Genomic DNA, 22833 nt, shown 5'->3' with positions numbered 1-22833 from the left:
TGGTTACCCCAGTACTTTCAATGCCAGCGCCAGCGTCTTTTCTTCGTTAGTCACATCGCTGACCTTACCTGCCACGCGCAATCCAAAAGCAATACAGAGAATTAAACCGGCTGCTGCCTCGCTGTCCAGCGTGTTATCGATAGATCCATCCTGTTGCCCCAGCTCCAGCAGCGAGACCAGGAAGCGCTGATTACGCTGAACGACCTCATCAATGCGCTGCGCGAGTGGCTGATCCATCGTCTGCAGCGCAATCGCGCTGGCGACGACCAGACAGCCGCAACGACCCTCTGTGGCACGTGCCGAATCCAGGTAAAACTGCAATAGCTCGGTTATTTTCCCCCGCCCGCTGGCACAGGGTGCCAGACGACGGCGCAACTCACTATTTCTCAGCAACAGATAGCGTTCGAATACCAGCAGGAAGAGCGAGCGCTTATCTTTAAACGCCTTATAGATGCTGCCTGCGGAGAGATGCATCGCCTCACCCAGATCGTTCATTGAGGCCGCGTGATACCCTTTCTGCCGGAAAACGATCATGGCGTGATCCAGAGCCTGTTCGATCCCGAACTCTCTGGGGCGTCCCCGCTCTTTGTTTTTATACGTTGTGGCTGTCGTGGTCATTGTTACCGGCCTGGGGAGGTGTGTTGCTGTCAAAATCAATGGCGATTCTATCCCAGGCGCGGGTAACAAGCCAGGCCGTCCGCCACCCGTCACGCGCAGACGGCCCGTTATTTCCCGGACGCGTTAGTATGATTCGCCGCTGTCTGACCAGCCGCTGTCTGGTCTGCGGTGCAAGCCGGACGCGGTTCATTCAGATAAAGATGTTGTCTCTGTGCGGCCTTTTTCCCGCTGCTGGCTGCGCTTCAGCGCGTTTATTTTTATCAGCCATAACGTAAATTGCTTAATAAGCAGGCTGGCGTGGTTTTCATTGTCAGCAAAACATAGAAAGAGTCGGGTTTTTATATTGCTGTTATCGTCGATCGCATAAATCTCATATTCGTCATGATGGCGGGATTTTATGATTGCTGTGAAATGTATTGCGGGCCAGAGCATCACTCTGGCTTCAAACTGCCTGAAATCCATTATATTTACCTGGTAATTTGCTTAAAATACCCGATGAAAAACTACTCATCGGGTCAGGCAAAGCATAACTTCCTGCCACTTTAATCGCGTGATAAAAAAAGCTTTTAGCAGAGGCCGCGGTTTCAGCAGCAGAGGAACATCGGGTCAGCCTTCACTTAAGCGCAACCACAGGCAGATCGGTTATCCGGGTGGTATAGGCAGGCGACAGCATCTCGCGTTTCATCGACCAGGCTTTGTTGATCCCCTGCCCGGCAAACCACAGCTTCCCGCTGCCGAGCTTGTTGACTGTGTCGATCAGCTTCATCAGCTCTTCGCTATTGCGGCGTGGCTGATGTTCGTCAAACAGATCAAACTGAGCCACGCCCTGGCTGAAAAAATCCCCCAGCACGATGCCGGCCTTCATATAGCGATGTCCCTCAATCCAGATGTTATCCAGGCACGCCATTGCAACTCTGATGATGTCGCGTGTGTCCTGCGTCGGAATCAGCAGTTGCTCCATCGACTGATTGCCATAAAAGGGTTCGTCAGTCGCATGCGGACTGGTGCGCACAAATACCCCTACCTGACGGCAATATTGATTCTCACGGCGCAGCTTCTCCGCCGCGCGCTCGGCATACGCGCAGACAGCCTCGCGCATCTGATCGTAGTCGGAGATACGGCTGCCAAACGAACGCGAACACATGATTTGCTGTTTTACCGGCGTCACTGACTCCAGCTCCAGACAGGATTCGCCACGCAGCTCTCTGACAGTGCGCTCCAGCACGACGCTGAACTGTTTGCGGATGGCCTCGGTGCTTTGATCGGCCAGATCTTTCGCCGTCATGACGCCCATGGCGTTGAGCCGTTTGCCGATCCGATGACCCACGCCCCAGACTTCCGCCACATCAATCAGCGCCAGCAGCTTTTTTTGTCGTTCAGGGTCCGACAGGTCGACAATGCCGCCGGTTTTGCTCCACTTTTTGGCCGCAAAATTCGCCAGCTTGGCCAGCGTTTTGGTCTGTGCAATGCCGACGCCCACGGTCAGATGGGTCTCTTTACCTATTCGTTCTCTGACCTGGCGACCAAAGGTCTCCAGCGCCATACAGTTCTGCACGCCGGTGAGATCCATAAACGCCTCGTCGATCGAGTAGATCTCCACCGACGGCGCCATCTCTTCCAGTATGGTCATCACCCGATGGCTCATGTCGGCGTAGAGCGCATAATTTGAGCTGAAGACCTGCACCGCGTGACGCGTTAGTTCTTCACGCATCTTAAAATAGGGCGCGCCCATTTTGATGCCGACTTTCTTTGCCTCGGCGCTGCGCGCAATCACGCAGCCGTCGTTGTTCGACAGCACTACTACCGGTTTACCTTTAAGATCAGGCCGGAAAACGGTCTCACACGACGCGTAAAAGCTGTTTACGTCGACCAGCGCGAACATGGTCAGTGGGTCGCTTTAATAACAAAGGTCACAACGCCAAACACCTCCAGCGCATCTTCGGTCTGGATAGCGATCGGTTTAAATTTGGTATTCATCGGCATCAGTTGCAGACAGGGATGAAGCTGGAGACGTTTAACGGTGAATTCACCTTCGACCGCGGCGACCACAATATCGCCATGTGAGGCGGTGAGTGAACTGTCGACCACCAGCATGTCACCATCATTGATGCCCGCCTCAATCATTGACTCGCCGCTGACCCGGACAAAATAGGTGGCGCTGGGGTGCTGGACCATCAGCGCATTGAGATCAATACGTTGTTCGACATAATCCTGCGCCGGGGATGGAAACCCGCACGGCACACGTTCGATATATAGCGGTAAAGGCATAACGGCACGAATGTCCGCAGGTTTAATGAATTCCATAATTTCGCTCCTTTTTCAGATTACTGTATATAAACACAGTAATAGCTAATCCCCCTTTTAATCAAGTGACATGGAACATCTTTAAGCGAAAGGGTTGATGGTAATGCACTTTTTTTTAAACGTTTTTTCGCATTGCCGTCAGAGTAAGCGGAAACGGGTTACTTTCGCCGCACCGCCGGAATAGCGTCGATTTCTTCTTACAGTAAAGAATCTTATAAATTCACCGGCTGATTATTTTTACTTAAGGAAAATCTGACAACGCTTCTCTGGCATTCGGAGAGGTTTGAATATTACGGGCGGGCTGGTTATTCTGCTTTTTTAAGCATGGAGGGGTTATGGCAGACGACGATCGAATCAAACATCTGGAAGAGGCAGTTGCGCAGTTAAGGGTTGAGACTACGGTATTAAAAACGATACTCGGTCAGCAAATTGCGCTGAATAATCTCAATTACAAAGGGAAGTTTGACGATGTACTGGCGGCGCTGGCGAAAGAGTATGCCGAACGCGGTCTGGAAGAGGGCAATAACCAGGCTATCCATGATGCCCTGCGTCAGTATATTAAATATGAGCCACCCGCAATGGAATAAGCGGATTTTCCGGCAGCGTCCGATTTTGCCGGACTTTACCGGCTCCTGAACGCTGCCACCGCCCTGTCCTGCACCGCCTCCGCAGCAGCCTCAGACGATACCGGTTAGTGTTTACACCTCGCTGTCACTCTCCAGCGCATCCTGAATCGCGTCGGCCAGATTAGCAACTTCATTCGCCACGGCCTGCAGATCCCAGGCGGTTTTTGAGCCGGTTGCAGAGGTGGAGGCGCTGACGGACTCCTTTGCCACTGACAGAGCAGCAGCCACGGCGATCGAACGTTTATGTTGTTCCTGAGTCATGCCCGCAGGCGGAATTGCGAAATAGTCGTGAACCATGATCATTTCCTTGTGATAAATAAGGGGTCAACCTTAGCCTTCTGCATCAGGCGTGGGAAGTGAATTATGCGGCATGGCCTGTCAGACGGCCAGGATTGCAGCAGCACAATCGCACCCGCCACTTTTCCAGCGTTGAAACCTGTACAACTTTGGCTGAAATCTGCGGAAAAAAGCGATTTTAACGCGTTGATGTGTCGTCAGCACAATCCCCAGCCTGCTGGCCTGAAAATCGCCACCCCTCTGAAAACCTCACCAACTCACTGTATTTATTCAATTAACCATCGAAAACCTCTTTTTTCATTTTAAACATGCTTTTTACATACACCACCGACCAGTTAAATTTTGTCAAATTTCATTGTACAACTTTGCGATTCTTGTATAACTTTGTCTCGTGATGTTAAATCACTTGTAACGAAAGGTGCTTTGCACCGCATCTGAAGGTGTTGTGGATTTCCACCTTCAGATGCATTTTTTTTTGCGTCAGCCGGTGACCGGATCTGAATCGACGCGTTCTTCCCCCCATTTCTTATGAGGCCTGACATGCAAACAACGATGAATACAGAGTCTCAGATTTCTGATTACTTCATGAACTCTGGCACAGCGCTGACCACTGAAAAACAGGTTATCGCCGCAGTCCATGCCGAACTCGCCCATGCGAAAACCCATGTCTCCGATAAAGACATTGTGCTGGGCCTGATTCACCGCCTGGAGAGTGAGCGTGACGTGGTTAAGCAGGATATTTACCGTCAGGCGCTTGAACATGTTCTGCAGCGCGCTTCGGCGACCAGCGACAGCTAAAAATCTGTGTCTGTTATGAGGGAACGCGAATTAGCATGGATGCTTTTCCCGTCCGGAATCAGCCCCTGTTATGGGGCTTTTTTTATTCCTCCTGCTCTGAATCACTTGTCCCCTTCACACCGCTAAGATTGCCTGCCCCACCGGACCAGATATAGCTCCGGAAAACACCGTTTTCGCCATTTATTCAACCTGAAATTCCGGTTAATTGCTGTCGTTTCGCTTTATTTATCCGATATCTGTGTCCAGGCTTTTTCTGCATCTACTGCAAACACAGATGAGGAAAATAATCATGTTTCATCATTCATCAAAACTTCAATTCCCGGTTCGTGTAGAGAAACCCGATCCAGAATTTGCCATGCTGCTCCAGCAGGCCATCGGCGGCGTCGAAGGTGAGATTCGTGTAGCGATGCAATACTTTTTCCAGGCGATGGGCGCGCGCGGTGATCTGCTGATCTCGACCGCTACCGAAGAGCTGAGCCATATCGAAATGCTGGGCTACGCCGTGGCGCTTAACCTTGAAGGCGCCCCGCTCTCTTACCAGGAAGCGTCAGCGAAAGATCCGGTAGTTAATGCAATTCTGGGTGGAATGAACCCGCGCCATATCCTCTCTTCCGGTCTGGCAGCGATGCCGGTTAACGCCAACGGCATGCCTTTTGATATGAGTCATATCTATGCGTCCGGCAACGTGGCGGCCGATATGCTGGCTAACGTCACCGCAGAAGCCACGGGCCGCGTACTGGCTACCCGCCTCTATAACATGACGGAAGACAAGGGCATGAAGGACTTCCTCTCCTTCCTGATCGCTCGTGACACTATGCATCAGCAGCAGTGGCTGGCGGTGATCGAAGAGATGGGCGGACTGAACGCGTCGCTGCCGATCCCGAACAGCTTCCCGCAGGAGCATGAGGCGCAGGAGCACTCTTACTACTGTCTGAATACCTCGCTGGATAAACCGCTGCCGGAAGGTCGCTGGAGCAGTGGCCCGGCTTACGATGGCCATGGTCAGTTCAGCGCGAAACAGCAGCCAGAGATTCTGGGTGATGAGCCGCTGCTCGGCAATGCGCGTCCCGGTTCTGGTGCGCAGTCAGAGCAGATTGACGGCATTACGTCACCGAAGCCTTAACTGACACAGGCGTGCCGGTCCGGGCCACACCGCGCGGTGTGACCCGGACCGGTTGTTTTACGCTAACGGATTTTTATGGAGGAATATTCATGTCATCGACTCAACGCCCGCAACCCCCTTTTGCCGAACAGCAACAAACGCCACCGGGTAAAACCGCGGCGATGCAGCCTCAGCCCGATCACGGCGAGCAGAGTTATCAGGGCTCCGGCCGCCTCACGGGGAAAAAAGCCATTATTACCGGTGGCGATTCCGGCATTGGCCGGGCTGTCGCCATTGCCTTTGCCCGGGAAGGGGCCGATGTCCTGATCTCCTATCTTGATGAACATGAGGATGCGCAGGATACCGCCCGGCTGGTTGAAGAAGCGGGACAGAAAGCGGTTCTGGTGCCTGGCGATATTACTGAGGCGTCACACTGCAACGCCCTGGTCGATAAAGCCGTCGAAGCCTTTGGTGAGATTAATATTCTGGTGAACAACGCGGCGTATCAGATGACGCGCGAATCGCTGGATGAGATCAGCGACGAAGAGTTTGACCGGACCATGAAGACCAACCTTTACGCGATGTTTTACATCACTAAAGCGGCAACACGGCATATGTCTGCTGGTGGATCGATCATTAATACGGCCTCGATCAATGCTGACCAGCCGAAACCGAAGCTGCTCGCCTACTCCGCCACCAAAGCCGCCATCGTTAATTTCTCTGGCGGCCTGGCAGCCTTACTGGCTGAAAAAGGTATCCGTGCCAATGCGGTCGCGCCTGGCCCCATCTGGACGCCACTGATCCCGTCGACCATGCCGGTTGAACAGGTGAAGAACTTTGGCAGCGAAGTGCCGCTGCAGCGTGCCGGTCAGCCTGCTGAACTGGCGCCAACCTATGTGATGCTGGCCAGTGACGAAGCCAGCTACATTTCAGGAGCGACCATCGCCGTGACGGGCGGTGTGGCCATTATTTAACGTTCGCCGATTCCCTGGTCTCTTCGGCCAGGGGATTAGCTATTAGCTTCTGTGTTATCCCCCACTGGTAGAGTTGTTCCCGCGCCAGATTCTTCATTTTCACTTCGCACATGATATCGAAATCCTGAAACGACAGTGCCCACGCATTCAGCGTCGGATTAAAGAAGTAATCAGAGTGCGCCCGCAGTTTGCTTTTGCTCACGCCCAGCTGCTGCTGATCGGGCCAGCCCTCCTGCGGAATCATCCCCTCCTGCGAAATCGAATAGTGCAGCACCGGCCGCACGCCGCGCCACGAATCGATCACTCTGGCAACACGCGCGTCATCCGGCTGAATAAACTCACTCTCTTTTACCCAGTGATGGTGAATATCCAGCACCACCGGACAGAGCGGTGCTGCCTGCAGCACGTCATCCAGCGAGCAGGAGATCTCATCATTCTCCACCGTCAGCATCCGCCGCGCTTCCGGGCTGAGCTGATTAAACGACCGTTTGAAGCCGTCGAATCCCGCCTTGCCGTTCATATGAATGTTGATTTTAAAATCCTGGAAGGTCTTGCCATATCCCATCAGACAGGCGCAGAGCGTGTGATACTCCACATCCTCCAGCGCGCGCACCACCACATCGGGATTATCGGAGGCGAGCACGGTATATTGTCCTGGATGGAATGAGAGACGGATGTGATGCGCCCGCGCCAGCTCGCCACAGCGGGCAAAGAGCGGATAGAGTTCGGGCAGAAATTCGGTGAACAGTGGCGTGGCCTCGGGAACCGTATAGAGCGGTAACAGATCGCTGCCAATACGCATCATCCTGAGTGGCTCAGGTAAGGTGGCCAGATGCTCAAGCGTCAGGTAGAGATTGTTGAGGTTGGTGACGGTAATCTCATAGATCAGCTGATTGCGTTCATCGTGCGATAAACTCAGAAACCGTTTACGGGTGGTGGCGCGAAACGGGAAAAACTGTTTGCCATCGCTGTTGAGATACTTACATGCAAAGCCTAATTTCATGTCTGCTCCTGATTTATGCTTATCAGAAGTGTAACAGGCCCCTGGCGACCAGCCAGTCGCGGGCCGCAGACTCAGGCTGAATAATTACAGGGAGACTCACTATGCAGGGCCATGAGATCCAGCGCATCGCCATTGAAGCGGCTGAGCGGCTGCCCGCCGCTGAATGCAGCTATCCATTCGGGCCGGAACATCAGGTCTATAAAGTGTGTGGAAAAGTGTTTTTACTGCTGACCGAACTACGGGGTGTGCCGATTATCACCCTGAAATGCGAACCGCAGCAGGCGGAGCTGCACCGGGTGATCTATCCCTCGATCACCGCCGGTTATCATATGAATAAACGTCACTGGATCACGGCCTATCCCGGTGACGACCTCTCGCCTGGCTTGATTCAGCAGCTGGTTGAGGATTCGTATCAGCGTGTGGTTAAGGGTATACCCGCCTCGCGCCGCCCGGCCTGGGTGGGATAAAACCCGTGGAGGGGATACGTGTGCACCGGAAAGAAAGTTTGCTTGATAGCAGGCAAGATAAATAGCAGGGCCAGCATTGTTCTGGCACCTGCCGTCATCTCTCAATCAAAGAGAGATCTGGGGATTTTCAACGCCACAGGCACGGGCATAGCGGGCGAGTGTTTCAACTGTGGCTTTATCTGCGCGACGCTCGGTGCGTGACACTGCCGACGGGCTGACACCGAGCGCCTCCGCGACCTGAGCGCTGGTCATTCCGGCGCTTTCCCGCCATTTGGCTAACTGCTCGCGCAAGTGCTCTGCCCGAACTTCTGCCTCGTAATGTTCGCGAACAGCCGGATCAGATAAAATTTCTTTGCGGGCCGTCGTCCACGCAACTGATTTCTTACTCATCGTTTAACATCTCCTCTAAACGGTGCGCCGCTGCCGTCATGACTGCTGCTGGCGTTTTCTTTGTCTCTTTCACAAAAGCTTTCAGGATAAAAATACGTCTGCCTTTCTGGTAAACATACACCGCTCGCCCAATCTCATTGGCCTTCGCCCTGAGCTCAAAAAAACCCGACCCTAACGGTTTGGTATCCGGCTCTCTCAAATCAGTTCCACGGGCAGCCAGTTTATCTATTTGCCGGGCCAGCTTAGCCCGAAGCATCTCTGGCATTGCCTTAATTTCAGTGAGCGCGTCCTTGTGTATCGTTATCTCAAACATAGATCCTCCGTTGGAGTTAAGTTAACTCATGAGTTAACTTAACTCAAGGATCTATATTTCCTCAAACGGGGGAAATGAATCCAGTCGCTATCCTTGCGAAACAGCTCTGATCCGCGGAGCATCTGACACCGGCCCGGCACTCAGTGGTGCAGCATCTCCTCCACGACCTGTGAGTTCATCATCTGGTAAGGATAATAGGTCGGCCAGTTATCCATTTCTGCCAGCAGGGCTTGCTGAGAATCGTTGCCCATAAAGATATGGAAATGGGCAGATTTACGCGGCCCGATGGTGTGGTCGCTGAACTGCACATATTTCGGCGCTTTGCTGCCCGCGTCCTGGCATTCAAACAGGTAGCGCACCCCTTTTTTACCTGAGGCATAGGTCAGGATTTTGTGGCCCGCATACCGGTAGTGGCAGGCGCTGACCTGGTCGCCGATGTGGAACTCCATCACGCCATTTTCAATACCGATGGTATCGACGTCGGTGGCGTAGCCCTTGCGGTAATACGCTTTATACTCCTCTGCCGTTTTGCTGTGATCCTGCTGCGCTTTCTTCTGCCAGACCGGGTCCAGCTCCCCGCTTTGCAGCAGCGGATAAACCGACTGCCACAGACCATCCCAGTCAGCGAGCGGACGATCTTTCACATCGCTGTCAGCAAAAACCCCTTCTGCCGCTTTCTGCTCCAGGGCTGACAGCGGTTTTCCATGTGCATGCGTGCCGTGTGCCAGCGACGGCTGGCTGACTAACAGTGCGCCCAGTAGCCCAATCCATTTACCTGCATGATTCATCAAAGTCTGATACCCCGGTCAACGTTACAAAATGAAATGTTATGATATAACATTTCTAACTTCAACCAAAAGCAGCAAACGCCAGCATTAATTTTATTAATCGGTTAATGCCCTGCATCAGGCAATGAGCGCCTCCTGCGGCGGCAGATTCTGCATCCTCTGAAAGCACACTTTCCGTATAGCAGGCGCGGGCTGACACGCCGTTAAGCCAGACGGCACAAGGCATGAATAAGCGAAGCGATAATCCGGATTGAGAGATAAGTGCGCTTTTCTGGCGGACAAAAAAGGCACAGTCGTCACAGTTAAATGCCCGATTTAACCTCAGTATTGTTCAGGTTGTTCTATATTTAGTGTCGTCGAAAGTAAAATAACAGCTGGAGCATGAATTAATGTCGAAAGAAACAGAGAAGAAACCCCTGAGCGAGCGCGCCCCCACCACCGGTCCGGAATCCTCAGAGCCGGGCCTGGGTTCACTGGCACCGAAGGATGGTTCGCATCAGCCCCCAGCCGAACCGACCCCGCCAGGTAAGCAACCCACCGCCCCCGGCAGCCTGAAAGCGCCTCAGACGCACAACGCCAAACTTGACCAGCTTGAAGCCAGCCGCAAAAACGGCACCGACCGCGCCCTCACCACTAACCAGGGCACACGCATCGCCAACGATCAAAACTCACTGCGTGCCGGTTCGCGCGGTCCGACGCTGCTGGAAGACTTTATTATGCGTGAGAAAATCACGCACTTTGACCATGAGCGTATCCCGGAACGTATCGTTCACGCCCGTGGCTCTGCCGCACACGGCTATTTTCAGCCTTACCGCTCCCTGAAAGATCTGACCAAAGCGCAGTTCCTCAGCGATCCCGAGCAGACTACGCCGGTTTTCGTGCGTTTCTCCACGGTTCAGGGCGGTGCCGGATCGGCTGATACCGTGCGTGACATTCGCGGTTTCGCCGCTAAGTTCTACACCGAAGAGGGTGTCTTTGACCTGGTGGGCAACAACACGCCGGTGTTCTTTATTCAGGATGCGCATAAATTCCCTGACTTTGTGCATGCCGTTAAGCCGGAACCGCATAACGAAATCCCGCAGGGCCAGAGCGCCCATGACACCTTCTGGGATTACGTCTCTCTGCAGCCGGAAACCATGCACAACGTTATCTGGGCGATGTCTGACCGGGGTATTCCGCGCAGCTATCGCACCATGGAAGGCTTTGGTATTCACACCTTCCGCCTGATTAACGCAGAAGGTAAAGCGACCTTTGTCCGTTTCCACTGGAAGCCGGTGGCCGGTAAAGCGTCGCTGCTGTGGGACGAGTCACAGAAACTGACCGGTCGCGATCCCGATTTCCATCGCCGCGATCTGTGGGAAGCCATTGAAGCGGGTGATTTCCCGGAATATGAACTGGGCCTGCAGCTGATCCCGGAAGAGGATGAGTTCAAATTTGACTTCGATATTCTGGATGCCACCAAGCTGATCCCGGAAGCGCTGGTGCCGGTTGAGATTGTCGGCAAGATGGTACTTAACCGTAACCCGGACAACTTCTTTGCTGAAACCGAGCAGGTCGCGTTCCACCCAGGCCATATCGTGCCGGGCCTCGATTTCTCCAACGATCCGCTGTTACAGGGTCGTCTGTTCTCCTATACCGATACGCAAATCAGTCGTCTGGGCGGACCGAACTTCCATGAGATCCCGATCAACCGTCCGACCTGCCCGTACCATAACTTCCAGCGTCAGGGCATGCATCGTCAGGATATCGACACCAATCCGGCGAACTACGAGCCGAACTCGATCAACGATAACTGGCCGCGTGAAACTCCACCTGCTGCAGAAGGCGGCGGCTTCGAGAGCTATCAGGAGCGGATTGAGGGCCATAAAGTGCGCGAGCGCAGCCCCTCATTTGGTGAGTACTATGCGCAGCCGCGCCTGTTCTGGCTGAGCCAGACTGAAGTCGAGCAGCAGCACATCATTGGTGCCTACTCGTTTGAACTGAGTAAAGTGCCGCGTGCTTATATCCGTGAGCGTGTGGTAGATCATCTGGCACGCATCGATACTAAACTGGCGCAGGGCGTAGCGGATAACCTGGGACTCGCTCTGACGGATGAGCAGCTCAACATTCAGCCGCCTGCGCCGGTGAATGGCCTGACTAAAGATGACAGCCTGAGCCTCTACGCCATTCCGGATGGCGAGATCAAAGGTCGGCAGGTCGCACTGCTGCTCAGCGATGGTGTGAAGGCGGCTGATGTGCTGGCGATTTTGCAGGCGCTGAAAGCGGTGGGTGTTCACGCCAAACTGCTGGCTCCGCATATGGGTCAGGTGCGCGCCGATGACGGTTCAGTGCTGCCGGTCGATGCGACGTTCGCCGGTCTGCCCTCTCTGACCTTTGATGCGGTGATGGTGCCGGATGGCAATATTGATGCCCTGCTGCTGAGCGGCGATGCCCGTTACTTCCTGCTGGAAGCCTACAAGCACCTCAAGGTGATTGGTCTGGTGGGGGAAGCGCGCCGCTTTAAAGCGCAGTTCGGTCTGGAAGATGCGGATCAGGAAGAAGGTATTGTGCAGGGCGACTCGGCGGAGAGCGCGCTGATGTCTGAGTTCACTCAGGCGATGAAAGCGCACCGCGTCTGGTCGCGCAGCCAGAAGGCACAGTCCGTCCCGGCCTGATGTCAGCGGCATGATGCTGCATGCCGCGTCACAAAATAAAAAACCGCCCTTCGGGGCGGTTTTTTTTATCAGAAGGTCTGCCAGTTATCATTGTCCGCCAGGCGGGCAGGCTGAAGTTTTGGCACGGCAAGGGCTTTCGCCACCGGCGCAGCAGAGAACGCCACCTGCAAAGTGCCGGTTTTGAATACCGATACCGTTTTACGCAGGTAGCTCGCCTGCTCTTCCAGTGAGGCGGCGGCAGTCGCGGACTCCTCCACCAGCGCGGCGTTCTGCTGCGTCACACCATCCATTTCCGAGACCGCTTTGCAGACCTGCTCAATGCCACGGGTCTGTTCGGTGGAAGATGCCGCGATCTCTTCGATCAGTTGGGTGACACGACTCACCGACGTCACGATGCTCTCCATCGCGACGCCCGCCTGAGAGGCATGACCGGCACCGGTTTTAATTCGCTCGGCTGAGCGGTCGATCAGTCCCCGGATCTCCTGCGCGGCGCTGGCGCTGCGTCCGGCCAGCGAGCGCACTTCTCCGGCAACCACCGCAAATCCACGACCCTGCTCACCGGCACGCGCGGCTTCAACGGCGGCGTTCAGCGCCAGAATATTGGTCTGGAAGGCGATACTGTCGATAATGGCGATGATACCGGCAATCTGATTCGAGCTTTCGCTGATCTGATCCATGTTGGCGATGACCCGGGCGACAGTCTCACCGCCCTGCATGGCCGTGGCTGAAGCCTCTTTCGCTACCGTGGTCGCCTGCTGCGCATTGTCTGCATTGAGTTTCACCGTTGAGGTGAGCTGCTCCATACTGGCTGCGGTCTGTTCCAGCGCGGCAGCCTGCTGTTCGGTACGGGAAGAGAGATCGGTGCTGCCCGCAGAGATTTCCGCTGCACCGGTAAAGATAGAGCGGGTGGCGTCATCGACCGAGGTAATGGTCACCACCAGCGCATCGCGCATCTGTTGCAGTTCCTGAATCAGCAGGCCCATCTCATTGCGGCCTTCATGCTGAATATCGGAGGTCAGATCACCGCCCGAAATGGCGCGCATATGGCCGGTCAGCCTGCCCAGTGGGCCAATCAGCAATTTCTGCAGCCCAATCCAGACCGCGACCCCAATCACGCCGGTAATCAGGCCGATAGTCAGCAGCGCCCAGAGCGCATCTGTCAGGCTACGCTGGTTATGCTCCGAGGACGCTTTCATCAACTGGATATTCACCGCCCGCCAGGCCTCATAAGCACTGTCGAGCTGGTCCTGCGCCGCCTGCGCTTCAAGGTTGCCGTAGCCCGCGTAGTTGCCCTGCTTCAGAAAGGTAATCGAGGCCAGCATGGTGTCACGCATCTGCTGGTAGGCGGTCTGCACCTGCGTCGCCTGGGCTTCACCCTGGCCCTCTTTGCGCGGCAGCGCCTGCCAGGCTTTGAAGTCCGCATCGGCGGCAGCGGCTGACGTTTCAGCCTGCTCCAGCAGCGCAGCCATGGCCGCCAGTGATTTTGGATCCTGCTGATTTTTCAGGAAACGGATTGCCACGCGGTTGATGGTGACGCGGGTTTTAATCAGGGTTTTTACCGCGTCACTCAGGTGCTGCTGCTGCAGCGTAAGCTGCTCTGCCGCCACGAAGTTTTTGTCGGCTTTTGAGACGCCGTTATAGAACAGAAATCCGGTCAGGGTCAGTAACGTCACAAAGACCACCAGAACAGCAGCGATACCGTGAGTGATTTTAAGATTTTTAAGCATGTCCGCAGGCTCATATCAGAGGAGATAAAGCTGTTATCGGCCAGCGCGGCGTTTATCTGAGTGTTGCACCAGAGAAGGTAACAATCCGCAGGATGGAGGGTGCTGTCAGCGCGCCGTTACGCAAAAAAAGCGGTGCGGCTCAGCCTGAACGCATTCGGCGCTTAACAACCGTCCCCGTGCTGTGGTTGAATTCGCCCCTTATCTTTTTTGCACGTGGTTATCATGCATTACATTCAGAGTCTGATGAGTTTTATTGAGGGAAACAGGGTACTTTCGATCAGCTTCAGCCTGTTGCTGCTGATTATGGCCGGGATGGTCACTCACCTGATCTGCAAATTTTTCATCGTCAAAGTGATCAGGAAGGTCTTTTTCAGCAGCCACAAAAAGGGCGTGCCGCTGGATAAAGATGTCCGCCTCTCTCAGAAGCTGTCAAATTTTGTGCCGGTGATTGTGGTCTACAATTTCCTGCAGTTTATGCCGGGCCTGCCTGAAAATCTGAAAGTGGCGATTCAGACCATCTGCGGCATCCTGTTTTTTGTCTATCTGTCGATCTTCTTCAACGAAGTGCTGGAGATTGTTAACAACTCCTATTCGCGCAAATCAAAACGCAAGAATCACTCGATCAAAGGCTATATCCAGATCGGAAAAATTCTGGTGCATATTATCGCCGCGATCATGATTCTGGCGATTATGTCCAACAAGTCACCGGCGATTATCATCTCCTCGCTGGGTGCGGTCGCCGCGGTGCTGATGCTGATTTTCCAGCATACGCTGCTGTCGCTGGTGGCGAATATTCAGCTCTCCTCTAACGATGTGCTGCAACTGGGCGACTGGATTGAGATGCCGGACAGAAATATCAGTGGTGAAGTGATCGATATTGCCCTGCATACCATCACCATCCGCAACTGGGACAACACCATTTCGCGCATCCCGACCAAGAACTTCCTGACCGAGACCTACACCAACTGGCAGGCGATGTTCTCTTCGGGCGCACGCCGCATCATGCGCAGCTTTTATCTTGATCAGAAGTCGATCACCTTTGTGAATCAGGAGATGCTGCAGGCGATGAGCCAGATCCGTCTCGCTGGCGAATCGATCACTGAGCTGCTGGATGGGCGTGATATCAATGCCGTGGGCGACCGCTGGTTTATGGAGAACGGCATCACCAATCTGATGGTGTTCCGTAAATACCTGACCGCCTGGCTGGCGCAGCGTGACGACATTCAGAAAGAGATGTATATCGTGGTGCGACCGCTGAAACCGTCGCCGGATGGATTGCCGGTGGAGATCTACTGCTTTACCTCCTCTATTTTCTGGGCCGATTATGAAAATACTCAGGCAGCGATCTTTGAGTATATCTACGCGATGGCTCGCCACTTTGAGCTGCAGATTTATCAGCATCCGGCAGGATCCGATTTTGCCCGTCTGGCTCAGCCGCGGCCCGACAGCCGGGATGCACAGCAGAGCAGCGGGCAGTAACCAGAATGCGCGGTGGCGATCTGCCGCCGCCGTGATGCACGTTTGCTCAGCGCATTAACTTTTACTCAGCGCATAGTTCAGCACTTTGTCATTTTTCATCTGCACGGTCAGCGTCTGCCCTTCGGTGGTATTCAGGGTGCGCGCCTCGCTGTAGGTCCACTTCAGCAACCGCTGCCCGTCCGGGTAAGGCGTTTCACTGTCAGGCTGACCAAACAGCGCGATCAGCTGGGCTTTGGTCGTCTGACCGGCATGAATTTGCTGCAGATTACTGCTGTCCAGCCTGTGTCCGACCCGGTTAGAACAGGCGGAGACCAGCAGCAACAACGCGGCTAACAGAACTCTTTTCCTCACGTAACATCCTTCTGAAGTGTTCAGCGCCGCAGGTCATCCGGAGCGACCTGCGCCATCGCGCATAAGCTTATAGCGAATCGGCGCCATCCGGCAGGCTTTTCTGCGCCTGGATCCTGGTTTCGCCCCGCCGGATGCAGATTCACAGCAATTAACGCAAATTAATGCCTCTCCACCTCCCGCCGCCCTGCGATTGCAACATCTTAGTCTATGATTACTCTCTGTATGCCGCGTGGAAGCGGTCTCACGGCCCGTTTTCCGCCACACCACGCTGAATACCAGTCCGGCTTTCTGACTGAAGAGACGCGCCAGCCCACCTGGCCTCCTGGTCTCGCTGATAGCTTTAAGATTTTTTGACGCTTGCGTCATCGACATCCTTTTCGTGCGGTGGCCACCATCGCGCATTTCCAGGCTAAATGAGGCAACTGAATGGAATCCAAATCTTTTTTTAAAAGTTGGGGCGCTGAACGGGTTGCCAGCGACGAGGTGCGTTTCCGCCTCTGGGCAACCGGTCAGCAACGCGTGACGCTGCGGCTCTCCGGTAAAGACATTGAGATGACGCCGCAGGCTGACGGCTGGTTTGAAACTCAGGTCGCTGGTGTGGCAGCCAATGCCGAATATGATTATGTGCTGGCCGATGGTACAGCGGTGCCCGATCCCGCCGCCCGCGCTCAGAAAGCAGAGGTCAATGGCCCGTCGCTGGTGATCGATCCTGACGCTTATCAGTGGCAAAACACGAGCTGGAAGGGTCGTCCATGGCAGGAGTCGGTGGTGTATGAACTGCACATCGGCACCTTTACGCCTGAGGGCACCTTCCGGGCGGCGATTGAGAAGCTGCCAACGCTGGCTGAAACCGGCATTACCATGATTGAAGTGCTGCCGGTGTCGCAATTCGGCGGGAATCGCGGCTGGGGCTACGATGGCGTGCTGCTCTATGCACCGCATGCCGCCTACGGTACACCCGATGATTTTAAAGCCTTTATTGACGCAGCACACGGCCACGGTCTGTCGGTAGTGCTGGATATCGTGCTGAACCACTTCGGCCCGGAGGGCAACTATCTGCCGCTGCTCTCACCAGACTTCTTCCACAAAGCGCGCCAGACGCCGTGGGGCGCCGGTATCGCCTATGACGTTGATGCGGTGCGCCGCTATATCGTGGAAGCGCCGCTCTACTGGCTGCAAGAGTTTAATCTGGATGGCCTGCGCTTTGACGCCATCGATCAGATTGACGATCCCAGCGACAAGCATGTGCTGATTGACATTGCTGAGCGCATCCGCGCCTCGATTACCGATCGCCCTATTCATCTGACCACCGAAGATTGCCGTAACGTCACCTTCCTGCATCCGCGTGACGAAAACGGGGATGCTCCGCTGTTTACCGGCGAATGGAACGATGACTTCCACAACGCCGTGCATGTGCTGGCAACCGGTGAAAGCCACGCCTATTACCAGGATTTCGCCGACCAGCCGGAACAGCGGGTAGCGCGGGCGCTGGCAGAAGGCTTTGTCTATCAGGGTGAAGTCTCGCCGCAGTCGGGTGAGCCACGCGGCGTGAAAAGCAGCAGCCAGCCGCCGGTCGCCTTTGTAGACTTCATCCAGAACCATGACCAGACGGGTAACCGTGCGCAGGGCGAAAGGCTCATCAGCCTGGCCGGCGCAGAGCGCACCCAGGTGCTGCTGGCGATGTTACTGGTCTCGCCTCATATTCCGCTGCTGTTTATGGGTGAAGAGTATGGCGAAACCCGGCCGTTCCTGTTCTTCACCGATTTCCACGGCGATCTGGCTAAAGCGGTGCGTGAAGGTCGCGCCAGAGAGTTTGAAGGCCATGCCGGTCACGGCGAAACTGTGCCGGATCCTAACGATGTCACCACCTTTGAACAGTCGAAGCTTAACTGGCAGCGAACAGAAACGCCGGAAGGTCAGCAGTGGCTGGCGCTGACGCGTCAGCTGCTGGCCCTGCGTCAGCAACATATCGTGCCGCTGTTGCAGACCGCCGGTGGCGATGCCGGTCAGGTGGTGAAAACGGCGGAAGGTTTCCTCGCGGTGCGCTGGGACTTCCCGCAGGGCACGCTGTCACTGGCGCTGAACGTCGGCAACAGCACACAGCCGATCCCCGATCTGCCAGGCGAAACGCTGTTTGCCTGGCCGCAGGCCGCCAGCGAACTGATTCCCAACGCTATCGTGGTACGTCTGGCTAAGAGAGAAGCAGAATGAATATTCCAACCGCAACGTACCGCATCCAGTTCCGCAACGGCATGACGTTTGACCGTGCGGCGGCGCTGGTGCCCTACCTGAAACAGCTGGGTATCAGCCATCTTTACGCGTCACCGATCTTCAGCGCTACCGCTGAATCGACCCACGGCTACGACGTGACCGACGTTAACCAGATCGAGCCGTCGATTGGCGGCCGTGAAGGATTTGATCGTATGGCTGCCGCGCTGAAAGCCGCCGGGCTGGGGCTGATCCTCGACATCGTGCCTAACCATATGGCCGCCTCGCTGGAGAACCCGTGGTGGCGCGACGTCATTGAGCATGGCGAACAGAGCCGCTATGCGCATTACTTCGATATCGACTGGTCACGCCGCCTGACGCTGCCGTTCCTCGGTGACACCTTTGAGGCGGTGCTGGCCAACGGCGAGATCAGCGTGAAGCGCGATCCGCAGACCGGCAAACCGGCGCTGGCCTACTTCGACAATTTCTATCCGCTGGCACCTGATACCTGGCAGGATCGGGAAGAAGCGGTGCTCGCCTTGCGCGACGCGGCAGAGATTGCTGAACTGCATGACCAGCAGCCGTGGCGGCTGATGTCGTGGCGCGATGCGCCCAACGATCTCTCCTACCGCCGCTTCTTTGAAGTGACCGGTCTGGCAGGCGTGCGCGTGGAAGACAAAACGGTCTTTGATGCCGCGCATCAGCTGATCCTGGAACTGGTTCACAGCGGTGCGGTGCAGGGATTACGCGTCGACCACGTGGATGGCCTGGCCGATCCGCACGGCTATCTGGAACAGTTACGCCAGGCTGCCGGTCCCGACTGCTATCTCACCGTGGAGAAAATCCTGGGTGACAATGAACAGCTGCCTGATGCATGGCCCGTTTCCGGCACCACCGGATATGAATTTATGGCCGCACTCGCCAATCTGCTGGTCGACAGCGATCAGCTGAGCGGACTGCGCAAAGCGTATCAGGCCGTCATCGGTAAAACCGTTGATATGAAAGCGGAGCTGCGCGCCGCCAAACTGTTGATGGCAAACCGCAATTTTGCCGGTGAATTTAACCGGTTACTGCAGCTGGCACTGAAGATTGCCGACGCAGAAGGCACGCCACAGCCGGAAGCGGAACTGAAGAATGCGCTGCGTGAACTGCTGGTGGCGTTCCCGGTCTATCGCACCTACGGTACGCCGCAGGGCCTGACGCCAGCCGACACCGCGCTGTTGCAACAGGTGGTCAGCGAGGTCAAAGCCAGTGCCCATGCGCCCGACAGTCAGGCGCTTGATTTCCTGACCCATATTCTGCGCGCAGAAGTTGCCGACTCGGCTCGCGACGATGCCACGCAATTCCGCACCCGCTTCCAGCAGCTGACCGGACCGCTGATGGCGAAATCGGTGGAAGATACCCTCTTCTTCCGTCAGCACATGGCGCTGGCGCTGAATGAAGTCGGCGCTGAACCGCTGGCGCGCCACTTCTCGCTGGATCAGTTTCACGCTGAAATGCAGGCGCGGCGCGAACATCAGCCCGATGCGCTGTCGGGCACCTCTACGCACGACACCAAGCGCGGTGAAGATGCGCGTGCGCGACTCTATACCCTTACCGAAGCGCCGCAACGCTGGGCGGATTGCGTCAACCGCTGGCGGGAGATGAACCACGATCAGGTCGTACGTCTGAAAGATGGTCCGGCACCCGAACCGGCCGTGGAATGGATGCTGTATGAAGCGCTGGCGGGCGTCTGGCCAACCACCCTGCTGCCGCAGGATGCGGAAGGTCTGGCGGCGCTGGAAGCCCGCTTTGTGGTCTATGTGGAAAAAGCGCTGCGTGAAGCCAAGCTGCGTACCGACTGGGCCGACAATAACGACGCCTATGAGGAGGCAGTGCTGGGCTATGCCCGTCACCTGCTTGCGCCCGCCAACAGCACCTTCCTCAATGACTTCTGCCAGTCGCTGCAACCCTTTATGCGTGCCGGTCTGGTCAACAGTCTGACACAGACTGTGGTGAAGCTTACCGCGCCTGGCGTACCCGATATTTATCAGGGCAGCGAGGCACTGGACTTCAGCCTGGTCGATCCGGATAACCGCCGCGAACCCGATTTCGACGCGCTGGCGGCGATGCTTAACGCGCCACAGCACGACGGCAGCGAGGCGCACTGGCTGCGTGGTCAGGTCAATCAGCAGGCGATTGTGACGCTGCTGACGCTGCGTCAGCAACAGCCTGCCCTGTTCCGCCACGGTGACTATCTGGCACTGTCGGCAGAGGGCGAGCAGCAGAATAATGTGCTGGCCTTTGCCCGCACCAAACAGGATCAGGCGGTGATAGTGGTTGTGTCACGCCGGGTCTTTAACCAGCTTCCGGAGAATCTCGACCAGCCGCCCGCTGCGCGCTGGGCTGACACGGTCATTGCGCTGCCCACCGCACTGAGCCAGCGCCGCTACCAGGATGTGCTGACCGGTAAAACGGTGGCTGCGGGCGACCAGTTGCCGCTTACCGGGCTGGCATCGCAGTGGTGTGCCGTGCTGGTGGCACAGTGAATTCCGGAAAGAACTTTTTTTATTACGCGTCAATCTGTTCATTGAATAACGAGGCATAAATGTCAAACAGTCAGCGTTTTGAAATTACGGCGGGATACAGCCATTTACTGGGGGCCAACTTTGATGGTCAGGGCGTGAACTTCGCCCTGTTCAGCGCCCACGCCGAGCGGGTTGAACTCTGTCTGTACGATCCCAGCGGTAAAACGGAAATTGCCCGTCTGGAGCTGCCGGAATATACCCATGAAGTATGGCACGGCTATATTCCGGGCCTGCAGCCCGGCGCGCTCTATGGCTATCGCGTTTATGGCCCTTATGACCCGGAAAATGGTCATCGCTTTAACCCGAACAAGCTGCTGCTCGATCCCTACGCCCGTGAACTGGCGGGAGACATCGCGTGGAACGAGGCGCACTTCGCTTACGATCTCTATCATGACGATAAAGATCTGACCTTCGACAGCCGCGACAGCGCGCCGTTTACGCCAAAGTGCCGGGTGATCGATCCCAACGAATTCGACTGGCAGGATAAAAACCGCCCGAATGTGCCGTGGCCGAAAACCGTCATCTATGAAACCCACGTTAAGGGCTTCACGCAGCTCAACACCGCCCTGCCACCTGAAATGCGCGGCACCTTTGACGGCATGAGCCACAAATCGACCGTCGACTACATCAAAAGCCTGGGCATTACCTCGGTCGAACTGCTGCCGGTACACTGGTTCCCGGATGACCAGCACCTGCTGGATAAAGGGTTGAAAAACTTCTGGGGATATAACACGCTGAACTTCTTTGCCCCCGCCACCCGCTACTTTGGGCCGCGCGGCATTCAGGGCTTCCGTGACATGGTGCGAGCCTTCCATGATGCCGGTATTGAGGTGATCCTCGACGTGGTTTACAACCACACCGCCGAGGGGAATGAGCTGGGGCCAACGCTGTCGTTTAAAGGCATCGATAACTTCTCCTATTACCGTACGTTGCCAGACCAGCATCGCTATTACATCAACGACACCGGTACCGGTAACACCGTCAACACCTCGCATCCGCGTGTGCTGCAGATGGTGCTCGATTCGCTGCGTTACTGGTCAGAATCAATGCATATCGACGGCTTCCGTTTCGATCTGGGTACCATTCTCGGTCGCGAGCCTGATGGTTTTGACCCGCGCGGCGGCTTCTTCGATGCCATCATGCAGGACCCGGTCCTGTCGCAGAAAAAGCTGATTGGTGAACCCTGGGATATCGGTCCGGGCGGCTATCAGGTGGGCAGCTTCCCGCCAGGCTGGGCAGAATGGAACGATCAGTATCGCGATACGGTGCGTGACTACTGGAAAGGCAACAACGTCTCCACAGACTTTGCTGCCCGCCTGCTGGGTTCCGGCGATCTCTACGATCAGCACGGTCGTCGTCCATGGGCCAGCGTCAACTTTATCACCGCACACGATGGCTTCACCCTCAACGATCTGGTGTCGTACAACGACAAACATAACGCGGAGAATGGCGAAGACAACAACGACGGCCACAACGACAACCGCTCCTACAACTACGGAGTTGAAGGCCCGACCGATGATGAAGGCATCAACGCGGTGCGCGAGCGTCAGAAGCGCAACTTCCTCGCCACGCTGATCTTCTCACACGGTACGCCAATGCTGCTGGCGGGCGACGAGTTTGGCCGCAGCCAGATGGGCAACAACAATGGCTACTGCCAGGACAGCGAAATCTCCTGGGTACACTGGGATAACCTGCCGGAATCTGCCGAGGCGCTGCGCGAGTTCACCCGCCAGATCCTGACGTTACGTGCTCAGCAGCCGTTACTGCGCCGTGAAAACTGGCGTGATGGCATGGATATCAAATGGTTTAACGCCGGTGGCGGCTTCCAGCAGGCTGAGCAGTGGGATGAGGGATCAACGCTGGGGGTTTATATCGGCCGACCGGACCTCCAGACCGAGGAAGGCATCTGGCACGACGTCCTGATGCTGTTCAATCCGTTTGAAGGCAATGTACCGTTCCAGATCCCGCAGTTTGGTGAAGGCGGCTGGGTGCTGGAACTGACCACCAGCGACACCGCGAAGCGCGGTCTGGTGATCACCAAAGAGAAGGATTTCGAACTGGAAGGACGCAGCTTCGCCCTGTTCAGACGTCCATAGCCGCTCACCCGGTTAAAAAGCAGTCATCTGGCGCAGCGCATTTCGCGCTGCGCTTGTGTTTCTGGCGATCG

At 55.8% G+C, this 22833-nt stretch carries 21 protein-coding genes; 10 read left to right on the top strand and 11 right to left on the bottom strand.

What is annotated here, in order from left to right:
- Positions 1 to 3: 3 nt before the first annotated feature.
- From GVJ63_RS02880 to umuD, 4 genes are all read right to left on the bottom strand, one after another.
- A complete protein-coding gene (locus GVJ63_RS02880) occupies positions 4 to 618 on the bottom strand; it encodes a TetR/AcrR family transcriptional regulator (protein ID WP_064704399.1) in 615 nt (204 codons plus the stop codon).
- A gap of 186 nt (positions 619 to 804) precedes the next feature.
- A complete protein-coding gene (locus GVJ63_RS02875; RefSeq protein ID WP_033767133.1) occupies positions 805 to 1080 on the bottom strand; it encodes a hypothetical protein in 276 nt (91 codons plus the stop codon).
- A 151-nt stretch (positions 1081 to 1231) separates the two neighbouring features.
- Positions 1232 to 2500: a translesion error-prone DNA polymerase V subunit UmuC gene (umuC, locus tag GVJ63_RS02870; protein WP_010245457.1), complete on the bottom strand. Its 1269-nt coding sequence runs from the start codon at positions 2498 to 2500 to the stop codon at positions 1232 to 1234.
- A 2-nt stretch (positions 2501 to 2502) separates the two neighbouring features.
- Positions 2503 to 2922: a translesion error-prone DNA polymerase V autoproteolytic subunit gene (gene umuD / locus GVJ63_RS02865; RefSeq protein WP_010245460.1), complete on the bottom strand. Its 420-nt coding sequence runs from the start codon at positions 2920 to 2922 to the stop codon at positions 2503 to 2505.
- Positions 2923 to 3257: 335 nt separating this feature from the next.
- Between umuD and GVJ63_RS02860 the strand changes: the two genes are divergently transcribed.
- On the top strand, positions 3258 to 3509 hold the full coding sequence (locus GVJ63_RS02860; RefSeq protein WP_159226391.1) for a hypothetical protein: 252 nt from the start codon (positions 3258 to 3260) through the stop codon (positions 3507 to 3509).
- 111 nt (positions 3510 to 3620) lie between these two features.
- Here GVJ63_RS02860 and GVJ63_RS02855 read toward each other — a convergent pair whose 3' ends face one another.
- A complete protein-coding gene (locus GVJ63_RS02855) occupies positions 3621 to 3845 on the bottom strand; it encodes a hypothetical protein (RefSeq protein WP_159226390.1) in 225 nt (74 codons plus the stop codon).
- A 540-nt stretch (positions 3846 to 4385) separates the two neighbouring features.
- On the opposite strand from GVJ63_RS02855, the gene GVJ63_RS02850 reads away from it, so the two are divergent.
- From GVJ63_RS02850 to GVJ63_RS02840, 3 genes are all read left to right on the top strand, one after another.
- A complete protein-coding gene (locus tag GVJ63_RS02850; RefSeq protein ID WP_022625723.1) occupies positions 4386 to 4643 on the top strand; it encodes a biofilm development regulator YmgB/AriR family protein in 258 nt (85 codons plus the stop codon).
- A gap of 289 nt (positions 4644 to 4932) precedes the next feature.
- On the top strand, positions 4933 to 5766 hold the full coding sequence (locus tag GVJ63_RS02845; RefSeq protein ID WP_159226389.1) for a manganese catalase family protein: 834 nt from the start codon (positions 4933 to 4935) through the stop codon (positions 5764 to 5766).
- Between the two features lie 89 nt (positions 5767 to 5855).
- The gene (locus GVJ63_RS02840) at positions 5856 to 6719 is read left to right on the top strand and encodes a glucose 1-dehydrogenase (protein WP_159226388.1); all 864 of its coding nucleotides are present in this window, start codon (positions 5856 to 5858) and stop codon (positions 6717 to 6719) included.
- Here GVJ63_RS02840 and GVJ63_RS02835 read toward each other — a convergent pair.
- The gene (locus tag GVJ63_RS02835; RefSeq protein WP_033757524.1) at positions 6712 to 7722 is read right to left on the bottom strand and encodes a UV damage endonuclease UvsE; all 1011 of its coding nucleotides are present in this window, start codon (positions 7720 to 7722) and stop codon (positions 6712 to 6714) included. The two genes, GVJ63_RS02840 and GVJ63_RS02835, sit on opposite strands and share 8 nt — an antisense overlap.
- Positions 7723 to 7823: 101 nt before the next feature.
- On the opposite strand from GVJ63_RS02835, the gene GVJ63_RS02830 reads away from it, so the two are divergent.
- On the top strand, positions 7824 to 8189 hold the full coding sequence (locus tag GVJ63_RS02830; RefSeq protein WP_010245482.1) for an MmcQ/YjbR family DNA-binding protein: 366 nt from the start codon (positions 7824 to 7826) through the stop codon (positions 8187 to 8189).
- Positions 8190 to 8294: 105 nt separating this feature from the next.
- On the opposite strand, the gene GVJ63_RS02825 is transcribed toward GVJ63_RS02830, so the two are convergent.
- The 3 genes from GVJ63_RS02825 to zinT all read right to left on the bottom strand — a co-directional run bounded on the left by GVJ63_RS02825 (position 8295) and on the right by zinT (position 9680).
- The gene (locus GVJ63_RS02825; protein ID WP_010245485.1) at positions 8295 to 8579 is read right to left on the bottom strand and encodes a helix-turn-helix transcriptional regulator; all 285 of its coding nucleotides are present in this window, start codon (positions 8577 to 8579) and stop codon (positions 8295 to 8297) included.
- A complete protein-coding gene (locus GVJ63_RS02820; protein WP_010245489.1) occupies positions 8572 to 8892 on the bottom strand; it encodes a type II toxin-antitoxin system RelE/ParE family toxin in 321 nt (106 codons plus the stop codon). The genes GVJ63_RS02825 and GVJ63_RS02820 overlap by 8 nt, the downstream gene beginning before the upstream one ends.
- A gap of 140 nt (positions 8893 to 9032) precedes the next feature.
- Positions 9033 to 9680, bottom strand: a complete 648-nt coding sequence (zinT, locus tag GVJ63_RS02815) for a metal-binding protein ZinT (RefSeq protein WP_010245496.1) — start codon at positions 9678 to 9680, stop codon at positions 9033 to 9035.
- Between the two features lie 389 nt (positions 9681 to 10069).
- Between zinT and katE the strand changes: the two genes are divergently transcribed.
- Complete coding sequence (gene katE / locus GVJ63_RS02810; protein WP_159226387.1) at positions 10070 to 12334, top strand: catalase HPII; 2265 nt, start codon at positions 10070 to 10072, stop codon at positions 12332 to 12334.
- Between the two features lie 68 nt (positions 12335 to 12402).
- Here katE and GVJ63_RS02805 read toward each other — a convergent pair whose 3' ends face one another.
- Entirely contained in the window at positions 12403 to 14061 is a 1659-nt protein-coding gene (locus tag GVJ63_RS02805) for a methyl-accepting chemotaxis protein (protein ID WP_124889931.1), read from the bottom strand.
- A gap of 222 nt (positions 14062 to 14283) precedes the next feature.
- Here GVJ63_RS02805 and GVJ63_RS02800 point away from each other — a divergent pair, with 222 nt between their 5' ends.
- Entirely contained in the window at positions 14284 to 15540 is a 1257-nt protein-coding gene (locus GVJ63_RS02800) for a mechanosensitive ion channel family protein (RefSeq protein ID WP_010670055.1), read from the top strand.
- A 54-nt stretch (positions 15541 to 15594) separates the two neighbouring features.
- On the opposite strand, the gene GVJ63_RS02795 is transcribed toward GVJ63_RS02800, so the two are convergent.
- Positions 15595 to 15891 carry a hypothetical protein gene (locus tag GVJ63_RS02795; protein ID WP_033767119.1) on the bottom strand — a complete coding sequence of 99 codons (297 nt, stop codon included), beginning with the start codon at positions 15889 to 15891 and terminating at the stop codon, positions 15595 to 15597.
- A 426-nt stretch (positions 15892 to 16317) separates the two neighbouring features.
- Here GVJ63_RS02795 and treZ point away from each other — a divergent pair, with 426 nt between their 5' ends.
- From treZ to glgX, 3 genes are read left to right on the top strand one after another with little or no spacing between them, the layout of a single operon-like run.
- On the top strand, positions 16318 to 18102 hold the full coding sequence (gene treZ / locus GVJ63_RS02790) for a malto-oligosyltrehalose trehalohydrolase (RefSeq protein ID WP_033767117.1): 1785 nt from the start codon (positions 16318 to 16320) through the stop codon (positions 18100 to 18102).
- Positions 18099 to 20627, top strand: a complete 2529-nt coding sequence (treY, locus tag GVJ63_RS02785) for a malto-oligosyltrehalose synthase (protein ID WP_159226386.1) — start codon at positions 18099 to 18101, stop codon at positions 20625 to 20627. Before treZ ends, treY begins: the two co-directional genes overlap by 4 nt.
- A 59-nt stretch (positions 20628 to 20686) precedes the next feature.
- Entirely contained in the window at positions 20687 to 22762 is a 2076-nt protein-coding gene (glgX, locus tag GVJ63_RS02780) for a glycogen debranching protein GlgX (RefSeq protein WP_010245519.1), read from the top strand.
- Positions 22763 to 22833 lie beyond the last annotated feature (71 nt).

The organism is Pantoea sp. 18059, from assembly GCF_902706165.1.
In the GTDB taxonomy this organism is placed as follows: Bacteria; Pseudomonadota; Gammaproteobacteria; order Enterobacterales; family Enterobacteriaceae; genus Pantoea; species Pantoea agglomerans.
The sequence above is the reverse complement of the archived record's forward strand: the minus strand, read 5'-3'. Positions and strand labels throughout refer to the sequence as shown.